The following is a 20,988-nucleotide window of genomic DNA, read 5'->3' on the forward strand; positions in this document are numbered from 1 at the left end:
CCAAGTACACTGATAAGCTAAAAGAGCTTTTCAAAGACCACCCAGAGTTTCTTGAGCCAGCCTTTAGGCAAAAGGAAATGCTCAACAACTTCATCGACAAGGGTCTATCTGACCTTTCTGTAACAAGAAATTCCTTTGATTGGGGAGTCGATGTGCCTTTTGATAATGAACACGTTGTCTATGTCTGGATAGATGCCCTATCATGCTATCTTTCTGCTATAGGTTATGGGGACGATAAGGAAAAATTTGAGAAATATTGGCCAGCAGGAGTCCACTTGATTGGTAAGGATATAGTGAGATTTCACACTATAATCTGGCCTGCCCTCTTGATGGCTCTTGACCTTCCTCTACCAGAAAAGGTCTTTGCCCATGGTTGGATCCTCTTTGACAATGACAAGATGAGTAAGTCTAAGGGAAATATCATGTATCCAGAACCTTTGGTTGACCTTTATGGAGTAGATGCTCTTAAATTTTTCATGCTTCGTGAGTTTAATTTCGGCTCTGACGGCAACTTCTCAGCCAAGAAATTTATGGAAAGATATAACTCAGACCTTGTAAATGACCTAGGCAACCTCGTATCAAGAACCACTTCTATGATTGATAAATACAATGATGGCGTGGTTAGAAAAGGCTCAGTAGCTGATAAGTATGACGATGAGCTAATGGCCCTTTCTGGAGAAACTTATACTACCTTCAACAAGCTAATGGATGAGTTTAACTTCAACGCTGCAATTGAAGCTATATGGACCCTTATCCGTCGTGCCAACAAGTATGTAGACGAAACTGAGCCATGGATTTTGGGTCGTGATGAGAAAAACGCCCAAAGACTTGATAGGGTCTTATACAACCTTGCCGAGACAATCAGGATTGTTGCCCAATTAATCGAGCCAGTCATGAAAAATACTACAAGGGAAATCTTAGAAAAAATCGGCACCTCCAACAAGGGCTTTGAGTCAGCAGGAAAGTTTGGCCTTCTTGAAGAAGGAGCGAAAGTTACTAAGGGCAAAAACCTCTTCGATAGGCTTGAAATCGACAAGGAACTTGTAAGGCTACACGAGGCTAACGGTGCTTTGATTGAACAAAGACTCAATAAGGACAAAAAAGAAGTAAAGAAGGAAGAAAATTATATAGCCTTTGAGGACTTCACAAAAGTTGACCTAGTTGTTGGAAAAATCATCGAAGCTAACCTTCACCCAGATGCAGACAAGCTTTTGGTATTCAAAGTAGATATTGGCGAACAGAAGCCAAGAACCATAGTTTCAGGTATCAAAAAATGGTATGCTCCAGAAGAGCTTCTAGGAAAAAATGTTATCGTCGTAAGAAATCTTGCTCCAAGAAAGATGCGTGGCATAGAAAGTGAGGGCATGCTCCTTGCCGCAGACTTTGACGATGAGCTTAGCCTCCTATCAACCCTAGCTGATATGAAACCAGGAGCTAAGGTAAGCTAATGGCTCTAATCGATACCCACGCCCATCTCACAGATGAGGCTTTTGCATCCGACAGGCTCTTTATCATTAAGGACCTGTCGAATTTTAATGTTAAAGCAGTAATAAATCCAGGCTGTAACGTCTACGATTCAAAGTTTGCAGTAGACCTTGCCCAAGAGTATGAAAACTTCTATGCCCAAGTCGGTATCCACCCAGAAGAAGTGGAAAAGATGGGGAAAGATGACCTAAAAATCATAGAGGATCTTGCCCGAAATCCCAAGGTTGTCGCCATAGGCGAGATAGGACTTGACTATTATTGGAGGGATGACAACAAGGATAGGCAAAAGGAAATTTTCATAAAGCAGCTTGACCTTGCCAGAAGGCTTAACAAAGCTGTAGTAATTCACACAAGGGAAGTTGGCAATGACGCCTATGAAATTTTGAAAGAATACTCAGATCTAAAGGTTCAAATTCACTGCTTCCAAGAAGATACAGAAATGCTTAAAAAATACATGAACCTAGGTTTTTATATCTCAATTGGAGGAGTCGTAACATTTTCTACAGGAGAAAATGAAAAGCGTGCCGCAAGCCTCGTCCCACTAGATAGGTTAATGCTTGAAACAGACAGTCCCTACCTTACTCCAGAGCCTTACAGGGGATTAAGGAATGACCCCCGCAAAATAATCGAAGTAGCTAGGGAGATTGCCAAGCTTAGGGGCATGAAATTAAAGAAATTAGAAAAAAGAACTAGCAAGAATGCAGAGGAATTTTTCGGCTTATGATAAAAGAAACAATAGTAGTAGAAGGAAAAGACGATATAACTAACGTCAAAAGAGCCATAGATTGTGAAATGATTGCCACAAATGGCCTAAGCTTTGGGATGGACCTTATTGAAAGACTCAAGGTTATCAATGCCAAGTGTGGGATAATTATCCTAACTGACCCAGACTATGCAGGCAAGAAAATCAGGGCAAGAATTGCAAAGCATATCCCAACAGCCAAACACGCCTACATAGATAGGAAAAAGGCTATCAAGAAAAACGACCTAGGGGTTGAAAATGCTGAGCCTGATGTGATTATTGAGGCCTTGAAAAAAGCAAAGGCTGTAAATGTTATGAGGAAGGAAGAATTTACTATGGCAGATATGGTCAAAAGCGGTCTTAGCCTAGGAAGTGATGCAAGAAAAAAAAGAGCTAAAGTCGGAGACCTTCTGGGCATCGGTTACTACAACACCAAACAGTTTCTCTCCAAGCTCAACTCCTTCGGCATAAGTCGTGAAGAATTTGAAAGGGCATTAGAAAAATTATGAAAAAATTATACTCACCCAAAGTTGTAAAGGATATAATAGATTTCTATAACTTTAGATTCTCCAAATCGCTCGGACAAAATTTCTTGGTAGACAAGAACTTCGTCGAAAAAATAGTAGAAAGAGCTGATGTTAAAGATAGTAATGTCCTAGAAATCGGCCCAGGAATTGGAACAATCACCTATGAGATGGCAAAATCAGCCAAGAAAGTCGTAGCTATAGAAATTGACAGCTCCCTTCTTCCAATCATAGAAGAAAATATGGAAGAATTTGAAAACTTTAAGCTAATCCATGAGGATATCCTAAAGGCAGACCTAGAAAAAATCGTCTCAGAAGAATTTAATGGCGAAGAATTTTCAGTCGTTTCAAACCTTCCCTACTATATAACAACTCCAATTATAGAAAAACTTGTTACAAGCAAGCTTCCGTGTAGGGATATGACCATCATGGTTCAAAAAGAAGTTGCTGATAGGATGCTTGCCACAGAAAAGGATAAGGAATATTCTTCCCTATCAGTTTTCGTAAAATACTACTCTGATGCAAAAAAAGTAACCAATGTCCCTAAATCTGTCTTTATGCCCCAACCTAAAATCGACTCAACCGTCCTAAAGCTTAGCCTTAGAAAATACACTGACCAAGTCGATGAAAAAGCCCTCTTTGACCTAATTCACGCAGGATTTAATAAGAGAAGGAAGACAATTCTAAACTCTCTAGCAGATGCGGTAGAAAAAGATAAACTCAGATTAGCCTTTGAAAAATTGGGTATAAAAGATAACCTAAGGGCAGAAAACTTGTCCTTGGATGATTTTATAAATTTAACAAAAACAATAAAGACCCTATAAGATTGGGTATATATAAAATGAATGGAGGAGAATATGGCAGATATTAAAATTTATACATCAAACACTTGTGTTTTCTGCAAGGCAGCAAAACAATATTTCCACGACAAGGGAATCGAATTTGAAGAATTGAACGTTGATAAAGACAAGGATGCAGTAGACTATCTAGTAAGCAAGGGCTACAGGGGAGTTCCTGTTATAAATATCGACGGAGAAGACATAGTAGGCTTCGACAAGGAAGCAATCGAGGCAAAACTTAATAAGTAAGATGGAGCAAGGCTGGAAACAGCTTTGTTTTTTTTATGCCCAAATCTATTTTTTAGTATTTCTAATTATAGTCTTAAATACACCTATAAGAAATATCTGTCAAACTCAGAAAATAAGGTCTTACTAGAATTTCCATAAGCTCTTTGCTTTGATTTTCTATAATGATTTTAAGCTTAATAATGGTAAAATACATACTTAGAGATATATAAAAGATTTTTATTTGAAAGGAAGAAATATTTTGTTGAAATTTGAAGAGATATTAGAAATAATAGATTGGCTATCATATGAGAAAAATAATGATAGACAGATAGTTGAGGTTACAAACAATTCCAAGGATGTTGGGGATGGATATGCTTTTGTTGCTGTTAAGGGAAATATAAGTGATGGCCATGCTTATATAGATTCTGCTATCGAAAAGGGAGCTATCCTTGTGGTTCATACAGAAGATATTGCCTACAGAGAAGGCATTTCTTATATAAAGGTGGAAGATGCTAGGAAGGCTCTTGCCCAAATCTCTAATAAGCTTGTTGGTTATCCATCAGAGAAGATGACTGTGGTAAGTGTTACTGGCTCAAATGGTAAGACTACAACTTCAAGGTTAGTTTATTTCTTGATGGATGAAATCTATGGCAAGGCAGCAAATATCGGGACAGACCTCGCCCTAATTGGAGGTAAGGAGTATAGGACTTCTAACACTACACCAGTTATAACCGAGGTCAACAAACTTATGAAAATATGTGTTGATGAGGGGATGAAGTATTTGTCTTTGGAAACTTCAAGCCACGGTCTTGACCAAAAGAGAATTTATGGGGTGGATATCGACTATGGAATTTTCACCAATCTTTCCAGAGAACACTTGGACTACCACAAGACTATGGACAATTATTTTAAAGCCAAGATGATTCTCTTTAACCAAGCCAAGCATACAGTGGCAAATATTGACGACCCTTATGGACGTAAGGCTAAGGAGCTTTTCCCAAATACGATAACCTATGCTATTGACAATCCAGATGCTGATTATAGAGCGGAAAATGTTGTGAAAAAAGATGGCAAAATCACTTACGAAGTTAGGGGAGTGAAGTTTAGCCTAAATACTATAGCTGATTATGAAGTTTACAATACTCTTGCAGCAACCAGTACCCTTAATGCTATGGGAGCAAGTCTTGATGAGATATCAAAGGCTATGGATAAGTTCAAGGGGGTAAAATCAAGGTTTGAATATATCAAAAATGACCTTGGAATCAATATAGTTATCGACTTTGCCCACACGCCAGTTGCCTTTGACTTACTCTTTAAATCTGTTCCAGAGGGCTGTAAGACTTATGCAGTTTTTGGCGTTAATGGAGATAGGAACAAGGAATTTAGGGTATCTACTGGAAAAGCCTGTGCCATCAACAAGGTTTTTGCAGTTTTGACCACAGATGATCCTAAATTTGACACTCTGGAGAATGTTAATAGGGATGTCAAAGAAGGTATTAATGCAGAAAATGGAGAATATGTAGAAATAAATAACAGGAAAAAAGCTATCGAATATGCAGTAACTCATGCAAAAGCTGGCGATTATATCTTCCTTTTAGGCAAGGGCGAGGAGAACTTCCTAAAACTAAAGGGCAACGAGAAAACTTACTACAGTGAGAGGGAGACTCTAACAGAAGTCCTAGAAAGTCTATGAAAGTCTTTGTCCTAGGGGCAGGGGTGGCTGGCCTTGCCTTTGCATCTTTTGCAGAGGGTCTTGACCTTACTGTGATTGACTCCAACGACTTTGCTGGAAGGAAACTTCTTGCTACGGGAAATGGCAGGTGCAATTTTACTAACAAGAATTTTTCCTATGCTTATTACCAATCATCCGACCCAGACTTTTTCAAGAAGGCCTTGGATGGCTTCACCAATGAGGACTTGATAGATTATTTCCACCAACTAGGGATAGCCACTACAAGCCTTCCTTCGGGAAGGTGCTATCCATTAACCATGTCGGCAAAGTCTGTCAGGGATGTGCTCTACTTAAAGGCTAGGGAAAATGCTAAGTTTATCTTTAATGAAAAGATTATAGATATAGACCTAGACAAAGGGCTCTTGATCGGGCAAAATAACAAGTACAAGTACGATATCCTAGTCCTCGCAGGAGGGGGAATAACCCTCAAAAATTCGGGTTCAGATGGAAGTATTTATAAAATACTTGAAAAATTTCATCCAATAAGTAAAATTTCTTACGGAATAACTAACTACAAGACTCAGGAAAAGCTATCAAAAAAGGCCAAGGGGTGCAAGGTTAGTGGCAAGCTTTCCCTCTACATAGACGGTAGGCTTAGGAAAGATTCAACCGATGATATAATCTTCCAAGCCTACGGGCTAACGGGAACAGCTGTTTTTGACCTATCAAATGAGATTAGCCTAGCCCTTATGGCAGGAAAAAAGCCAGAAGTGAGGGTGGATTTCTTGCCTAGCTATGGCCAAGAGGAGCTAGGGACTAAGATTAAGACCTTGGCAGGAAGATACCCCCAAAGACTTATTGGCCAAATCCTTCTAGGTCTTGTAAATGAGAGGCTTATAGGAGATATCCTCAAAAAAGCTAGGATTGATGAAAGTCTTTTTGCCAAAGACCTAAGCGAAAGGGATATGGATATGCTCGTAAAAATCCTTAAACAGATGACCTTTCACATAAGGGACATCTATGATAGGCAAAACGCTCAAGTGAGCCTAGGTGGTTTTTCTACCAAGTACATCGACAAGCAAACAATGGCATCCAAAATCTACAAGAATCTCTACTTTTGTGGTGAAATCATGGATGTATCTGGTTCTTGTGGAGGGTACAATATACAGTGGGCCTTTTCCTCAGCGAAAGCCGCTTCAGATACAATAAGGAGTATGAATGTTCAAAATAAATAGAAAATTAAAAGAAATGAAAGATAATGGAGAAAGCATCAAGCTTGCCATAATCGGTTGTGGCAAGATGGGTGGTTCTTTGATTAGCCAATTGTCAAAGATGGATGCTATGGAAGTAAAGCTTGTAGTAAATAGGACTCCAAGAAAAGCCATCAAAGCCCTTGTGAATGCAGGAATTTCCGAAGATAAAATTATCTTTACAGACGACTACAACGAAGGCTATGAAGTTTTAGAAAAAGGCTATGTTTGTGTATCAACAAACTATCGCCTTGCCTATAAGCTCATGCAAATAAATGCTGTTGTAGACTGTACTGGAGATCCTCCATTTGGAGCTGTTATCGCTAGAAAAACTATCCAATACCACAAGCACATGATTACCTTCAATGTAGAATGTGATGCAGTTGTAGGCCCTGTCCTTCACGACATGGCAAAAAAAGCAGGAGTTGTCTATACGGGCATCCTTGGAGATGAGCCAGGAGCTATAATCGACCTTGTGGAATACGCCTACGGTATGGGACTAGAAGTCCTTGTTGCAGCCAAGGGTAAAAATAACCCACTCGATAACGACGCAACCCCAGAATCCCTCGCCGACTTGGCAAAGGCAAAGGGTCTATCAGCAAAAATGCTAACAAGCTTTATCGATGGAACAAACACCATGCTTGAGCTAAACTCTGCAGCCAACGCCCTAGGATTTTTGCCAGACACCCTAGGTTGCCACGGGATTGCCACAAGCCCTGAAACAGCAGTTGATGACTTTAGACTAAAGGCTGATGGAGGAAAACTATCAAGATATGGGGTAGTGGAATTTTCAAGAGGCATGGCACCAGGAGTATTCATAATCGTAACAAGCGATCAAGAAGATGTAAGAGACTTGATGAAGTTCCTAGGCTTTGGAGATGGACCAAACTACTTAATGTATAGACCTTACCACCTCACAAGCCTTGAAACACCAATCACCATCTACAAGGCAGTAGTAGAAAATGAATCAACCATAGTCCCTCTCCATGGTCAAGTTGCAGACACAGTAACAATCGCCAAAAGAGATATCAAAGCTGGAGAAGCCCTAGAGGGGGTAGGTTCAAGAACAGTATTTGGAAAACTAACCAGCCACGACAGATGCCTAGAAGAAGACCTTCTTCCAATAGCCCTAATCACAGAAAAAACAAGGGCAACCAAGGATATCAAAAAGGGAACAATTATAGATATGTCTATGGTTGAGCTAGACGAAAAAGCAACCATAACCAGACTAAGAAGAAGACAAAATTCAATGAAATTGTAAAAAAGAAAGGCTAAGCTAGCCCAAAGAGCTTAAAGTCTTATAAATCAAGTACTTCCAAGAGAAAAGTGAGCAAGGAAAACCTCTGCAAAAAGAGCTTTTCCAAGCGAGCCTAGCTCTTGGAATTTTTTTATAAGTTGTAAAGCTAGCCTAGGCCAAGTTTTATGGAGAAATTTTAAGCTATGCTAGCTTCTAGCGAGCTTAATTTTTGATGACTTTATAAGAGATTTCACAAAAAGGCCCTCCCAGCATTTTCTTGCTAGGAGGGCCTTAGTTTGTATATTTATTTTATTCAAAGATTCTCTTGATTACGAAAGGTCCATTTATTGGACTTACTATTACTCCTTGGCCAGGGTTGGCGGCGTGAACCATGTTTCCCATACCGTCAGCTATACCCACATGGTAGATATCGGCATAGGATGAGCCGAAAAATACTAAATCTCCCGCCTTCTCCATTCCGAATGGGACTTCTGTTCCATATTCTGCCTGTCTTTTGGCACTGTGAGGTAGGCTTAGGCCGAAGTTTTCATAGGTCCTTAGGACAAGACCTGAGCAGTCGATACCGCTTGTCTTGGAAACTCCGCCAAAGACATAGGGACTTCCTACATAGTCAAGGGCGAAGTTGTAGATGCTTTTTCCTAGCTCTGTTGAGTCGTTATCGATTATATCGCCATTGTCGTTGGTTAGGTAGGAAACATAGATTACTTCATAAGTTTCCTCGTTTTCCTTGGCTTTTTCATCGAGCTTTTCGTACTTGTCTATGCTTTCGTTCATTTTCTTGTAGTTTTCTTTGATGGTCTTTATTTCATCTTTTTTCTTTTTTGCTAGGGATAGGCTATCGAGGGGAAGGTAGCCGATTTTTTCTTTCTTATCCTCGTCCTTGATTTCCTTAGCTTTTTTTATATTGAGAGCCTTATTTGCCCCATCTTCTAGCTTGTAGGAAACCTTGACATAGTCAGTTTTTTCGTCAAAGTCTAAGATGTTTACCTTGGTAGATTTTTGGAGCTTGTAGGAGGTGAGGTTTTTGGCATCCTTACTGGCAAGAGCCTTTAGGTCAGCTTCTTTGGTGAGGGTTGCCGAAAGTATCCTATTAAACCATTCCCTGCCGACAAAGGCGACCTGTCCCTTGTAGTCTATCTGATACCAAGACTCATCTTCTGCCTTGATATCATAGCGAGTGAAGTCTTCGATTCCGTCAAGGACATTTGCAGAGTCGGACTTTACTTCCCTTATATTTACTCCCTCGGTCTTGTCCCTATCGAGAATTAGCTGGTCAGCGTGGGATAGGAAGGGTAGACAGACAAGGCCCAGACACATTAATGAACTTGTTAGCAATTTATTGGTAAATTTCACTATTTTCTCCTAAAAATTATATACTAGTTCTATTATAACATAGAAAGCTAATAATTTTAATTAAAATCTATCGTAAAGTTTGTAGGCGAAGTCCACAAGCTCTACTGCATAGGAATTTCTGAGGTAGGCAGGGTCGAGGTGGTTGATTCTCACCCTATCTAGGCCATCAGCATCTTTGAAAAACTTGGCAAGGCGTTTGGCTTTCTCCCTATCCTTTTGGTCTTTGACAAATTCCTTTATGGTCTCATCCATCAGGTCATCATTTCGAGAATGAGCCGCTATAACTGCTTGAAGGATTGGCAAATCATCTTCCCTAACCCCATGGGCATAGGTGATTGATGATAGGGCAGCCCTTTCGCCGTGCTCTGTGTCCCAGCCATCATTGACTCTTTTTGTATCGTGTAGGCTTGCTGCATTGACGAGAATGTTGGTCTCATCATCGCTAAGCTTGTAGGCATAGGCTAGGAGGACAGCAAAGAAAATAACCCTTTCGATGTGGTCTTTGCCGTGGATATTAGACTTAAAAAGTATGGCGGTATTGAGCTTTTCGTAGGCATCTTTTAGGATAGGAAAATATGATGACTTAACAAAACCATCATAGAAATCATAAGTTTTTATCCAATCTTCTTGGGTTAGTATATCTATTATTCTCATAAAAACTCCTTTTTTAATCATTGTACGACTAAAATTGTTGGAATAAAGGGTATTATATAAGAGAGGTGGATTTATGTTATACACAAGAAATTTAATAAATGATAGAATCTTAAGGGCAATCGAAAAGAGCAAGGACTACCTAGGCCAGGGGGAGCCTGCAAGCTACATACCAGAATTATTGAATGTGGACGTGGACAACTTCGCCTTATCGCTCGTTTCAACAACTGGCGAGGCCCTAACTTATGGAGATAAGGACATAGTTTTCTCCCTCCAATCCATATCTAAAATCATCGACCTAATCATGGCTCTTACCGACAACAATCCTAGTGAAGTTTATTCTAAGGTTGGAAGTGAGCCTACCAGATATGAATTTAATTCCCTAGTTCCCATAGGGGATAGGGCGGCAAATCCCTTCATAAATGCAGGAGCTCTCACAACCACATCCATGATTGTTGGCAAGGATAATGAAGATAAGTTTGCAAGAATCCTCAATTTCTACAAGGGACTTGCCAAATACGAGGACGCTCACCTTATGGAAGATGTCTACAAGTCAGAGATTAAAACAACTGACAGGAACAAGGCTATAGCCTACTACCTAAAAAGCAAGGGGATTTTTGACCAAGACCCAGAAGAAGTCTTAGACCTTTATGTCAAAAATTGCTCCATAGGGACAAATATAGAGGCGCTAGCCACCATGGGAGCTCTTCTTGCCAACAAGGGCTACGATATAGAAGACAGGAGCATGCTAATACCAGAAACTATAGTTCAACTTGTGGTAAGTCAGATGGCCTCATGTGGGATGTACGAAAATTCGGGCAACTACCTGATGAATGTGGGCATCCCTTCAAAATCGGGAGTCTCTGGAGCCATTGTCGGAGTAGTGCCGGGAGTTTGTGGGCTTGCAGTATATTCACCACGCCTTGACAAGACAGGCAACTCCGTAAGGGGCAAGGAACTTTTTAAAATCCTATCCCAAGACTTGGGACTAAATATTTTTGTATAAAAATAAAGCTTCGCTTACTAGCGGAGCTTTTTTATTGCTTGAAAAAGGAGGTTTTAAGAATCAATCCTAGCTTAAAGGAAACTTTACAAAGCTTATTGCTTGGTCCATCTGCCAGCTCTTACCTTTAGGTATTCGTAGAAGTAGAGGGCGAAAAGACCCGCATAGATTAGGCGAAAATTTGTGAAGGCCCGGGTCAAAGATTCATCTGGTCCATATAACTACGACCTCATAAATGACCTAGTGGCAATCGCCAAAGAATTAGACCTTGACTACGCCCTAGTGGGATGTGGAGTTGATGCAACCCACGGATATGAGAGGACTCATGAAAAAGCGATTAAAGCGCTTTTTGATTTGTTGGTAAGCCTTGTAGGTAAATAATTTTTAGAATGTTATTTTGACATAAAACCAAGTATTTTGTCTTTAAGATTTTTAAAATCCTAGGTAAAAAGCTTGGTGTTTTTATTTGAAATAACCTATCATTTTGTTTTTTAATACAAAAACAAAAATTAAGTTAATCTTAGATAAAAAAAGAGAGCCTTTTTGCTCTCTCTTTTATCTTCAAAATCAGATTTTATTGGTCTTCTTTTTTCTTTTTCTTTGTAGCAAGGAGTCCTGCTATTGAAATACCCATACTTGTGAGGATTGGGGCAACTGCTCCTATACCAGTCTTAGGATTTGCCATTTTTTTCTTGTTGGATAATTCATTTGCTTCGGAAATTTTCTTTGTTTTCTTAGATAATTCGTCAGCTTCAGAAGGTTTCTTAGTTTTTTTAGAAAGTTCGTTAGGGTTTTCGTATATTTCTTCTGTTCTATCAACCTTGTTTTCTTTTGGATTTTCCTTCTCAACTGGATTTTCTTCTTTAGGTCTACCTGGTTCTTGTGGTTTTTCAGGATTTTCACCCGGCTTTCCTGACTCATTTGGTTTATCCTCGCCTGGTTTTTCTGGGTCTTTTGGATCTTTATGACCAGGAGTTTTTGGAGTGTTCTCCTCTGGTTTTTCTGGTGTTACTGGTGGGATTGGGCAAACATTCTTTGTTCCAACTTCAATAATCTTATCTTGTTTTTCTGTGATTGTCTTAGTATCCCTAGAAACTTCCTTGCTGTTTTCAATCTTAACAGTAGTTTCAGTCTTTCCTGGTTTACCTTCTTGTATGACATTAGTCTTTCCAGCTTCAAGATCTGGATTTTCTCTAATGATGATGTCGTAAGCTTTTTCGCTTTCGTAAGTGAATTCACCATCAGTCTTAGAACCATATTCTACAACCCTATTTTTTGGCTCAGTTCTTTCTTCTGTAACTTCAAGCTTACCTGTTTGCTTGTTGAAGGTTGTAATGTATTTTACAGATCCCTTTGAGCCTTCTTCGATGACTTTTGTTTCGCCTTCCTTAAGCTCTGGGTTTTGTCTGTATTCAGTGTTATTACCAAGTTCAACAATCTTTTCAACAGGTTTTACACCAATTCTTACTACCCTATCTTCTTTTTCTGTGATAGTCTTTGTAGTTTCTGTAGCTTCACCATCTGCTTTAGAATTCTTTATCTTTTGAGTAATTGTAACTTCTTCCTTGCCTGATTTTCCTTCATTTTCGATTTTTTGGAATCCGGCTTCAAGGTTTTCGTCATAGATTACCTTTGTTTCATAAGGAATTTCTCTTTCGATTGTCTTTGTAATTTCGCCTTCAGATGGTTTTCGACCGATTTTGATTAGTCTTTCTTGTGGCTCTTTAGTAGTCTTAAATTCGCCTTCTTTAGTTTCTACGACTTTTCCATCTTTGATTACAAGAGTATTTGTTCTTTCTTGCTCTCCTGGAGAACCTGGAGTTACGACTTTTTCTTCACCTGGTTTTAGTGAATCATCGTATTCGTATCTAGTTTCGAAAGGAATTTCTTTCTTATCTACAATTTCGTGAGTTCCATCGTTTGTTCCTTCACCTACTAAAATAACTGCCTTCTTAGCTTGTTTAGTTACTGTTGGCTCAGATGTTTCTGTTACCTTTGAATTAACTATGGTTAGAGTTTTTTCTTGTTCTCCCTTTTCTCCGTTTAATTCATTGCCTTCATCATCAGTAGCATACTTCCATTCGCCCTTCTTAAGTGATGGGTCTTTTCTAACTTCTACTTCAAATGGAATTTCTTCCTTAATTTTTTCAGTTCCGTTAGTCTTGCCACCGATTTTAACAACTCTATTTTGACTCTTTTCTTCTGTTTCAGAAGTTACTACTTTCTTTTGTTCTTGGTTGTAAGTTGTTGTGATTGTAACCTTGCCGTTTTTACCTGGAGTTACTTCTTCAGTTTTGCCAGCTTCAAGATTTTCATCGTATTGGTATTCAGTGTTGAATGGTTTTTCTACAACTTTTGTTACTGGTTTTGTACCAATTACTACGATTTCTTTCTTGGCTGCCTTTTCATTTTTCTTTGTTGAAGTAGCTTCTCCATCTTTTTCGCCATTTTTGATTTTTTGTGAATATTCTATATCGTAAGAGCCTTTTTCACCTTTTTGCTCAATCTTTGTTTGACCTGCTTCAAGCTCGTTAGAATATCTATATTCTACTTCAAATGGTACTTCGTGGCTTTCTTTGTGGGTTATTACACCTGTGTAGTCTTTTTGCCCTACTTTGATAACGGCATTGGTTGGGTCTGTATCTTTTATTATTTTTGGCTCTCCAACAATTTCAGAGTTTTTAATAGTCCACCTAGTTGTTTTTTCTCCAACTTTTCCTTCTGTTACTATCTTGTAGTTATCTTTTGCATCTGGATAGTTTGTATAGAAGTCTGGATCAAATTGGATGTCATAAGTGAATGGTTTTTTCTCTGTATATTCGTGAGTACCTTCTGTACCTGCTGGAATCTTGATTTTCTTTGGTTTTGCTTCTGTTGTAGTTGTCTTAGTGACAGTAATTTCTCCAGTTTGTGGATTTCTTGTAGTTTTGATTGTAACTACGCCGTCATTACCTTCTTCAACTACTTCTGGCTCTCCGTCCTTTTTAGAATAATCAAGTTCGTAGTCTAATCCTTTTGGAATTTCTACGGTTGTTTCTGCTGGTTTTGTACCAATTTTTATAACCTTGTCTACTGCAGGTGTTATGATCTCGGTTGATACAGCTTCTTTGCCTTCCACAAACTTACCATTTTCATCTAGGGCACCTTTTTTGTTGCCTACGACGATTTGAGAGAAGACCATTTTTTGTTTACCAACAACTCCGCCTTCTTCTACAACCTTGCCTGCTGGGATTGTATCGTCGTAAATAAGTTTTGTTTCAAATGGCAGTTTTGTTTCGTATTCCTTCTTTACTTCTTGGTTTGTAGAAGGGATTGAATAGAATTGGGCTTTTGTCTTTTCAGTATAGGTTCTTGTTTCTTTTTTATCGCCTACTTTAACTTCTTCCTCGTAGGTCACTTCCACATCTACATTAAGCTTTGCCCCATCTTCTGGGATATTTTCATTAGCTGGTACTGTAGCTGTAACTACACCTGTTTTTTCATCAATACTTACATTCCAAACATTGCCCTTATTATCCTTGTATTCTGTTTTAGCAAGTTTATAAGATTTTGGTTGGAGTTTCTTTAGGTCTTTCTCAGTTTGAGAAAGTTTTGGTTTTTGACTAAGTTGTTTGTCAGCTATACCAGCTTCTGAATCATAGGTTGGAATGTTGTTGTCAGATTCTTTTACTACAAAGTGGAACCAGTGAATGTCATTTGATCCGTTTGTGTAAGTGTACTCAATAGGTACTGCTACAAATTCTCCAGCCTTAGCGGATGATGGAGCTGTTATTTGAATATTAGATAAGTCATCTTTATAAATCTTATCGCCAACTTTATCAAGATTTATTTCTTCTCCACCAATTGATATCTTCCATTGATCTTCTGGAGCTTTTCCCTTATTGTTTTCCTTGAAAAACTTTAGATTGACTGTACCAGTGGCTTGTTGAGCTGCTTGAGCTTTTTTCATATCTTCTGGAGTTTTGCCAAATTCGTCTCTTTCTTTCTTATCTTTCTCAGACGAATAATCATTCATTTTAACTTTAAAGTCTTTTCCTGGCTCTACCTCAGAAAATACATGATCTAGTGTCGGTCTCTCATATTGGTCTTTGAATTTTTGGTCATAAAACTTGGTGTCATCAAGGTTTAGCTTGAAGTTACCGATTAGGTTGTAGTGGTCGTAGCGGTCGATGCCTTGTTTGTCGATTTTGACATTGGTTCCCTTATGGTTGATGTCAGCAGAACCTGCACCTGTTTCTGTGTATGTTCCTGTTTCACCAGATTCGTCTGGTGTTTTTGCTATGGTTTTAAATTCTTCTGCTGTTCTTGGACGGGCAAAGAATTTGACATCAAGGTTTTGAAGAGCCTTGTAGTCAGGTGTGTTGAAGATTGACTTTTCATTGATGACAGTCTTGCCGTTTTCGTCTTTTTTTAGGGCTCCTTCTGGCATTTGGATATGGATATTTCCATTATCTCCAATATAGGCTCTTGCTCCTGGAACAATCGCTCCTGTAATAGGGTTATAGACTTGGCCTACCAGCCTTTCTTTGGCACTTTCATCCATATTATCTACCTTGATTCCGGTATCTATATCTTGACCTTGGACAAAGACTTTTTTATCATACTTACCATTTAATTTCAATAGCTCTAGCTTGTCATTTTCATTAGGCCATGGGTTGACCTTGTAGGTTATGGCGAAATTATCTCCAAAAAACTTAACTTCTGGATTATCTTTAGTGTAGTTATCCTTCATACCTATAACAGTGGATTCATTGTCCTTGTTGTTGATATGCTTGAGGGTTTCTTCGCTAGCTTCATAGTCGTATGATGCTTGCCTACCTGCTGTAGCTTCACCATCTTCATTTGGTTTATAAGTTACAGTAGGAGATTCTGGAGTTAATTTTTCTCCCTCTCCCATCATTGGCTTATCCCCTCCTTTTATAGGAGCACGACCGGAATCTGTTACGTTAATCTTGGTATAGGTCCTTTGGCCAGTTTTCTTGTCGATAGTAATCTCGTAACCGTATGCCTTCTTGTCTGGGGAACCTGCTGACGGGTTTAAGGTATCAAACTTAAAACCGTCTTTTTCTTTTCCCTCATCTGTATTCACATTTTCGACGATAGTAGAGCCCGGAGTAAGGTCTGTTTCCTTATAACGTTCGCTGTCACTATAGTTTTTGATGTTCTTTTCTTCTTCAGAATAGTTTGGCTCAGTAGATTCTATTGAAGATTTTTGAGCTCCCCTTTGTATCTCTTCGCCAATTCCTATTTCTTCACCACCATTTTGCTCTGTTTTAGGTGTTGCTGATTGTTTTTTTTCATTTTCTGCATTTACTTGAGCGGCTCCAGAGTTTTGATTTGGTAAATCAGCTTCTGCATTACTTTTATAAGCGGTAGGAGTTTTTTCCCCTTCACTTTTTTTATTATCTAACTCAGTATTTTCTGCCTCAGTTATCGGAAGTTTAACATCTTCAGTTTGAACTGACTCACTAACTTGGTCATTAGCCTCTGCCACATTTGCCCCTGCTAGGACAAAGGATGCAGATAGGGCTATGGCAAGGAGATTTTGTTTCTTGTTCATATTCTTCCTTTCTTCGTTTTATTTGTATTATAAAATATATCTAATGAAATAACGTCTATAAAACGCATAATGTAGAATTTATAATACTTTATAATACTTGACTTCAAAAAACATTTCAAGTCAAAACGCCTTAACTAGAAGCATTTGAGAGATTTTTCCTTATATTTGTTAGCCTTTTATCACAAGATTAAATTTCGTTTTATTTATGATTTATAAATTAAGTAAAAAAATAAATGTAAATAGCTGATGTTGTTTTTTGTTGCTTGAAAAAGGAGGCTTTAAGAATCAATCCTAGCTTAAAGGAAACTTTACAAAGCTTATTGCTTGATCCATCTGCCAGCTCTTACCTTTAGGTATTCGTAGAAGTAGAGGGCGAAAAGACCTGCATAGATTAGGCAAAAACTTGTGAAGGCCTGGGTCAAAGACTCACTTTTCCATAGCTTTGCTATGGAATTTATGAAAAAGGGACTTAGGAAGCCCCCGATGTTACAACCTATAAAAATCAAATTATTTATAATCCTATTTTGGCTACCTCGGGCAAACCTGCTTGCTTCGGCGAAAAGATAGGGGGTGGACATGGAAAGGGCAAAGACATTTAAAATCATGCCGATCATATAGACAAGCATATTCATTCCCCAAAGACCTATGATTAGGTTGGAGATGATGTAAACTAAAAGAGCCATGAGGATGGTTTTGCTTTTAAGCTTCTTATTGATTGGGCCGAAGGCAAAGCCTGAAGTCATTCCAAAGATGGGGATGAGGGTCATGTAGGCGTTGATATTAACGTTCATCCCCCTAGCTTTCGTTGCGATTGTGGGGAATCTGATGGTTAGGGCGGTGAGGTTCATAATCATGATTCCAGCAAAGAAAACATAGAAAATCACTTGCTTGTTTAGGAAAAACCTCCCACTTGCTTGGTCTTCTTTAACATCTCGGACGTAGGCTTGGAAGAAGAAAAAGATGGGTAGGGCAATAAGGTAGGCAAGAAAGGCCAAGTTCCACCTTATTTTTATTAGAAGACCCGCCAAGACCAAGAGAAGGATTTGTCCGATAAATTCCATAGAATTTCTCATGCCGTGAAGGCTGGCTCTTTTTTCTCCAGTAAAGAGGGCACTTATGTAGTTGGCAGTATGGCCATTGAAGAGTCCCACTCCAAAGCCTAAGACGATTCTTGAAATGAAAATCGTCCAATAGGTCGTGTAAAGTACAGGGATAAGCCCACTAATAAAGACAAGGCCTATGCCGATTTGCACGCACTTTTTCATGCCTATTAGCCTAGTTATGCTTTCACTTAGGGCGATGGATATGATTGTGGCGATGGATGATAGGGTGATGAGAAATTCAGCGGATTCTCTGCTAAGGGCAAGGTCTTTTTGCATAAAGACGAGGATGCCCGAGATGGCACTGTTGCCTGCTGTAAGGAGGGCGATAGAAAGAATCGCAAGCTCCAAGAGTTTGTTTTTGCTTATAGTTTTCATAGGACCTCTTTTCTCGAAGAATATAAGTACCATAATAACAAATTTGGGACGGGCTGTAAAGGTTAAGCTAAGCGGATTTAGTTGTGTAACTTAAAGAAAGGGTTTAGAAAAAAGGCTAAGTCGTCTTTAGGGGGCTTCCTAAAGGAAAATGGGCCTAGGCAAGCTATTTTATCTTGATTATCCTAGCCAAGACTTTTAATTTTTCTTCTCTTCTAGCTTGATTTGAATTTCTGTGATGTACTCGTTGGGGTCGTAGGTCTGGTTGATATCAACAAGGTATCTTTCTATGGCATAGGAAGGAGTCTTGTAGGAATGGTCTCTAAGAAAGGCTTGAAGGTTCTTGTAGGATTTTCCTATCTTTGAGTAGGCTCCCTTAAATCTCGTTACGGCGTAGAGACCTTGGGGGATGATGTCGTCGTAGTCTTTATCATTTTTGTCAATTATAAGGAAGGCCTTGGAGTATTCGTTAAACTTCCTAGCCTTGATTTTTTCCATAGGAAGCACCATGCCAAAGTCCCTGTTGAGGAAGTTGATTTTCTTTTTGGAATTTTGGATGAGGGTGGTGTAGGCAAGGTCGACTTGGGGGTCGTTGGTGAACTTGTATTCAGTGTAGATTATTTTTCTCTTTGGGAATTTTTTTATTAGAATCTCACCAAAGTCCTTGGTTGCCATGGCCTCGTCTAGGATTTCAAGCCTGTTGATTAGTTGGGATTTTTGGTAGGTCAGGGATGAGATTTGCTCGTCTATGTAGGAAAGCTCCTTGATAAGCAGGACCTTTTCGTTTGCAACCGTCCTATTTTCCAAAAAATATTTTATCTCTTTTAAGCTTATACCCAAAGATTTCATGGTTTGGATGAGATTTAGCTTCCAAATGTCGAAGATGGAGTAGATTCTGTAGGAATTGGCATCTCTTTCGGGAAGAAGTAGCCCTTCCTTCTCATAATATCTCAGGGTATCTGTCGATATGGCGAAAATTTCTGCCAATTGACCAATCTTGTAGTTTATTTTCATAATATCTCCTTGACCTTGGACTTAGTCCAAGCCTTATAATGATTATATCAAAAGGAGAGAGAATGAAAAATACCCTAGTCAAATCATATTTAAAATATTTACTACCGACAATTGCAACTATGATTTTGTTTTCGACCTACACCATGGTTGATGGAATCTTTGTAGGTCAGGGAGTGGGAGCTGGTGGAATTTCCGCAGTCAATGTCGCCATGCCCTATGTTACCTTTACTTTCGCCCTATCTATCCTCATTTCTGTGGGTAGTTTAAACCTAATAACCTACCAGTTGGGCAAGGGGGATAAGGAGCTTGCAGATGAGTTTTTCTCAATTTGCCTTAGCCTTTCCTTGGCTCTATCCCTTAGCATATCCTTGCTAAGCTTTGTTTTTATGGATAGACTCACCGATATTTTGGGGTCAAGTGCTGAAATCAAACCCCTAGTCCATGATTATCTGGGAGTTATCATATTTTTTACGCCTTTTTATGTTATGGCCTATGTTTTTGAAATAATGGTCAAGGCTGATGGCCGACCTATCGTTTCAACTATCCTTATGGTTGTTTCTGCCCTAACTAACATAATCCTAGACTATGTCTTCATCTTCCACTTGCATTGGGGAGTCAGGGGGGCAGCTGTTGCCACAGGCATAGCCCAAGTCTTGCCTACCTTTGGCTATGTAGGCTACTTTATGTCAAAAAAAGCAAGCCTAAAGCTTAGGAAGTTTAGGCTAAAGTTTTATAAGGTCAAGGAGATTCTATCCTACGGCTTTCCTGCTAGCGTCCAAGAGCTTTCATCAGGCTTTGTAATTCTTTTGTTCAATAAGGTGATTTCCACCTACTATGGGGTGGAGGGTTTGGCAGCCTTTTCGGTAATATCCTACATTATGATTTTTGTTGTAAATGTAATGCTTGCCATCAACCAATCCAGCCAACCTCTAATTTCCTTCTCCTTTGGCAAGGAAAAATACGAGGACGTTCTAAAAATTAGAAAATATATGCTAAGGACAGTTGCCCTTGTGAGTGTCTGTATGGTGGTTGCCATAGAAGTTCGCCCAGTCTTTTTTGTAAATGTCTTTATAGCTGACTATGAGGTGAGTTTTCTGCCTTTTGCTGTCAAGGCTCTTAGGATATTTGCCCTTTGCTTTCTCATTATGGGCTTTAATATAACAAATTCGGGATACATGACTGCCGTCCAAAAACCCCGCTACGACTTTTTCATCACTATCCTAAGGGGCTACCTCCTAATGGCAATCCTTGTCTATGGCCTGCCAGTCCTAGTAGGCAGGGGGATAATTTGGCATGTGGCAAGCCTTACAGAACTAATAACCATGATTTTCTCGATATTTTTGATAAAAGATGAGCTAAGGGAAATCCAGAAGCTAGAAGCAAGACGAGATAAGCACATCAAGCTAAAGTATCAATAAAAAAAGACCCGAGGTGACCTGAACCCCAAAATCCAGAATACGGATGGAGGGGTTTTTGTATGCCAAAATATACAAAAGAATTTAAAATAAAATTAGTACTAGAATACTTATCAGGTGAATCAGGAGGACTTAAATCAATAGCTAAAATATATAAAATTCCAAAAAGCACGTTAGAACTATGGATAAATAAATACAAATTTTCTGGTTTTGATAACTTATCTAAAAAGTCAAAAAACAACAATTACACTAGTGAATTTAAGCTATCTGTAATACAATATAGGCAAATCAATAATATTTCATTCAGACAAACCGCAGAGCACTTTGATATAAGCAATGGATCAATAATATGTAATTGGGAGAGAGCATATCGAAAGTGTGGTTTATCTGGGTTAGAATACAATAGAGGAAGGCCTAAAAAAGAAATGACCAAATCAAATAAAAAGTCTAAACTTAATACTCTGATAAACGAAACTGAAAGAGAAGAATTAATAAGATTAAGAGAAGAAAATAGACTTC

At 38.9% G+C, this 20,988-nt stretch carries 17 protein-coding genes; 12 read left to right on the top strand and 5 right to left on the bottom strand.

Annotated elements, in window-relative coordinates:
* The 8 genes from metG to Q0W95_RS04545 form a co-directional block, all read left to right on the top strand.
* Nucleotides 1-1,448: methionine--tRNA ligase (gene metG, locus Q0W95_RS04510; protein ID WP_297790324.1), on the top strand; the 1,448-nt coding region annotated here is incomplete at its 5' end.
* The gene (locus tag Q0W95_RS04515) at nucleotides 1,448-2,209 is read left to right on the top strand and encodes a TatD family hydrolase (RefSeq protein WP_297790325.1); all 762 of its coding nucleotides are present in this window, start codon (nucleotides 1,448-1,450) and stop codon (nucleotides 2,207-2,209) included. The genes metG and Q0W95_RS04515, both read left to right, overlap by 1 nt.
* Nucleotides 2,206-2,736: a ribonuclease M5 gene (rnmV, locus tag Q0W95_RS04520; RefSeq protein ID WP_297790326.1), complete on the top strand. Its 531-nt coding sequence runs from the start codon at nucleotides 2,206-2,208 to the stop codon at nucleotides 2,734-2,736. The genes Q0W95_RS04515 and rnmV overlap by 4 nt, the downstream gene beginning before the upstream one ends.
* Complete coding sequence (gene rsmA, locus Q0W95_RS04525) at nucleotides 2,733-3,575, top strand: 16S rRNA (adenine(1518)-N(6)/adenine(1519)-N(6))-dimethyltransferase RsmA (protein ID WP_297790327.1); 843 nt, start codon at nucleotides 2,733-2,735, stop codon at nucleotides 3,573-3,575. Before rnmV ends, rsmA begins: the two co-directional genes overlap by 4 nt.
* A gap of 33 nt (nucleotides 3,576-3,608) precedes the next feature.
* Nucleotides 3,609-3,839: a glutaredoxin family protein gene (locus Q0W95_RS04530; protein WP_297790328.1), complete on the top strand. Its 231-nt coding sequence runs from the start codon at nucleotides 3,609-3,611 to the stop codon at nucleotides 3,837-3,839.
* Between the two features lie 241 nt (nucleotides 3,840-4,080).
* Nucleotides 4,081-5,511 carry a UDP-N-acetylmuramoyl-L-alanyl-D-glutamate--2,6-diaminopimelate ligase gene (locus Q0W95_RS04535; protein ID WP_297790340.1) on the top strand — a complete coding sequence of 477 codons (1,431 nt, stop codon included), beginning with the start codon at nucleotides 4,081-4,083 and terminating at the stop codon, nucleotides 5,509-5,511.
* The gene (locus tag Q0W95_RS04540) at nucleotides 5,508-6,725 is read left to right on the top strand and encodes an aminoacetone oxidase family FAD-binding enzyme (RefSeq protein WP_297790329.1); all 1,218 of its coding nucleotides are present in this window, start codon (nucleotides 5,508-5,510) and stop codon (nucleotides 6,723-6,725) included. The genes Q0W95_RS04535 and Q0W95_RS04540 overlap by 4 nt, the downstream gene beginning before the upstream one ends.
* On the top strand, nucleotides 6,709-8,001 hold the full coding sequence (locus tag Q0W95_RS04545; RefSeq protein WP_297790330.1) for an NAD(P)-binding domain-containing protein: 1,293 nt from the start codon (nucleotides 6,709-6,711) through the stop codon (nucleotides 7,999-8,001). Before Q0W95_RS04540 ends, Q0W95_RS04545 begins: the two co-directional genes overlap by 17 nt.
* A 285-nt stretch (nucleotides 8,002-8,286) precedes the next feature.
* On the opposite strand, the gene Q0W95_RS04550 is transcribed toward Q0W95_RS04545, so the two are convergent.
* Complete coding sequence (locus tag Q0W95_RS04550; RefSeq protein WP_297790331.1) at nucleotides 8,287-9,351, bottom strand: C40 family peptidase; 1,065 nt, start codon at nucleotides 9,349-9,351, stop codon at nucleotides 8,287-8,289.
* 60 nt (nucleotides 9,352-9,411) lie between these two features.
* Complete coding sequence (locus tag Q0W95_RS04555) at nucleotides 9,412-10,005, bottom strand: hypothetical protein (protein ID WP_297790332.1); 594 nt, start codon at nucleotides 10,003-10,005, stop codon at nucleotides 9,412-9,414.
* Nucleotides 10,006-10,078: 73 nt separating this feature from the next.
* Here Q0W95_RS04555 and glsA point away from each other — a divergent pair, with 73 nt between their 5' ends.
* Both glsA and Q0W95_RS04565 read left to right on the top strand, forming a co-directional pair.
* Nucleotides 10,079-11,008, top strand: a complete 930-nt coding sequence (glsA, locus tag Q0W95_RS04560; protein WP_297790333.1) for a glutaminase A — start codon at nucleotides 10,079-10,081, stop codon at nucleotides 11,006-11,008.
* A 180-nt stretch (nucleotides 11,009-11,188) separates the two neighbouring features.
* Complete coding sequence (locus Q0W95_RS04565; protein ID WP_297790334.1) at nucleotides 11,189-11,386, top strand: hypothetical protein; 198 nt, start codon at nucleotides 11,189-11,191, stop codon at nucleotides 11,384-11,386.
* Nucleotides 11,387-11,579: 193 nt separating this feature from the next.
* On the opposite strand, the gene Q0W95_RS04570 is transcribed toward Q0W95_RS04565, so the two are convergent.
* From Q0W95_RS04570 to Q0W95_RS04580, 3 genes are all read right to left on the bottom strand, one after another.
* A complete protein-coding gene (locus Q0W95_RS04570; protein WP_297790335.1) occupies nucleotides 11,580-16,565 on the bottom strand; it encodes a G5 domain-containing protein in 4,986 nt (1,661 codons plus the stop codon).
* Between the two features lie 317 nt (nucleotides 16,566-16,882).
* Nucleotides 16,883-18,043, bottom strand: a complete 1,161-nt coding sequence (locus Q0W95_RS04575) for an MFS transporter (RefSeq protein ID WP_297790336.1) — start codon at nucleotides 18,041-18,043, stop codon at nucleotides 16,883-16,885.
* A 195-nt stretch (nucleotides 18,044-18,238) separates the two neighbouring features.
* Nucleotides 18,239-19,054 carry a MerR family transcriptional regulator gene (locus Q0W95_RS04580; RefSeq protein WP_297790337.1) on the bottom strand — a complete coding sequence of 272 codons (816 nt, stop codon included), beginning with the start codon at nucleotides 19,052-19,054 and terminating at the stop codon, nucleotides 18,239-18,241.
* Between the two features lie 62 nt (nucleotides 19,055-19,116).
* Between Q0W95_RS04580 and Q0W95_RS04585 the strand changes: the two genes are divergently transcribed.
* The gene (locus tag Q0W95_RS04585) at nucleotides 19,117-20,472 is read left to right on the top strand and encodes an MATE family efflux transporter (protein WP_297790338.1); all 1,356 of its coding nucleotides are present in this window, start codon (nucleotides 19,117-19,119) and stop codon (nucleotides 20,470-20,472) included.
* A gap of 59 nt (nucleotides 20,473-20,531) precedes the next feature.
* The coding region (locus tag Q0W95_RS04590) for a helix-turn-helix domain-containing protein (RefSeq protein WP_297790339.1) at nucleotides 20,532-20,988 on the top strand (457 nt) is incomplete at its 3' end.

The sequence above is a fragment of the uncultured Anaerococcus sp. genome (assembly GCF_947253225.1).
Classification (GTDB): Bacteria; Bacillota; Clostridia; order Tissierellales; family Peptoniphilaceae; genus Anaerococcus.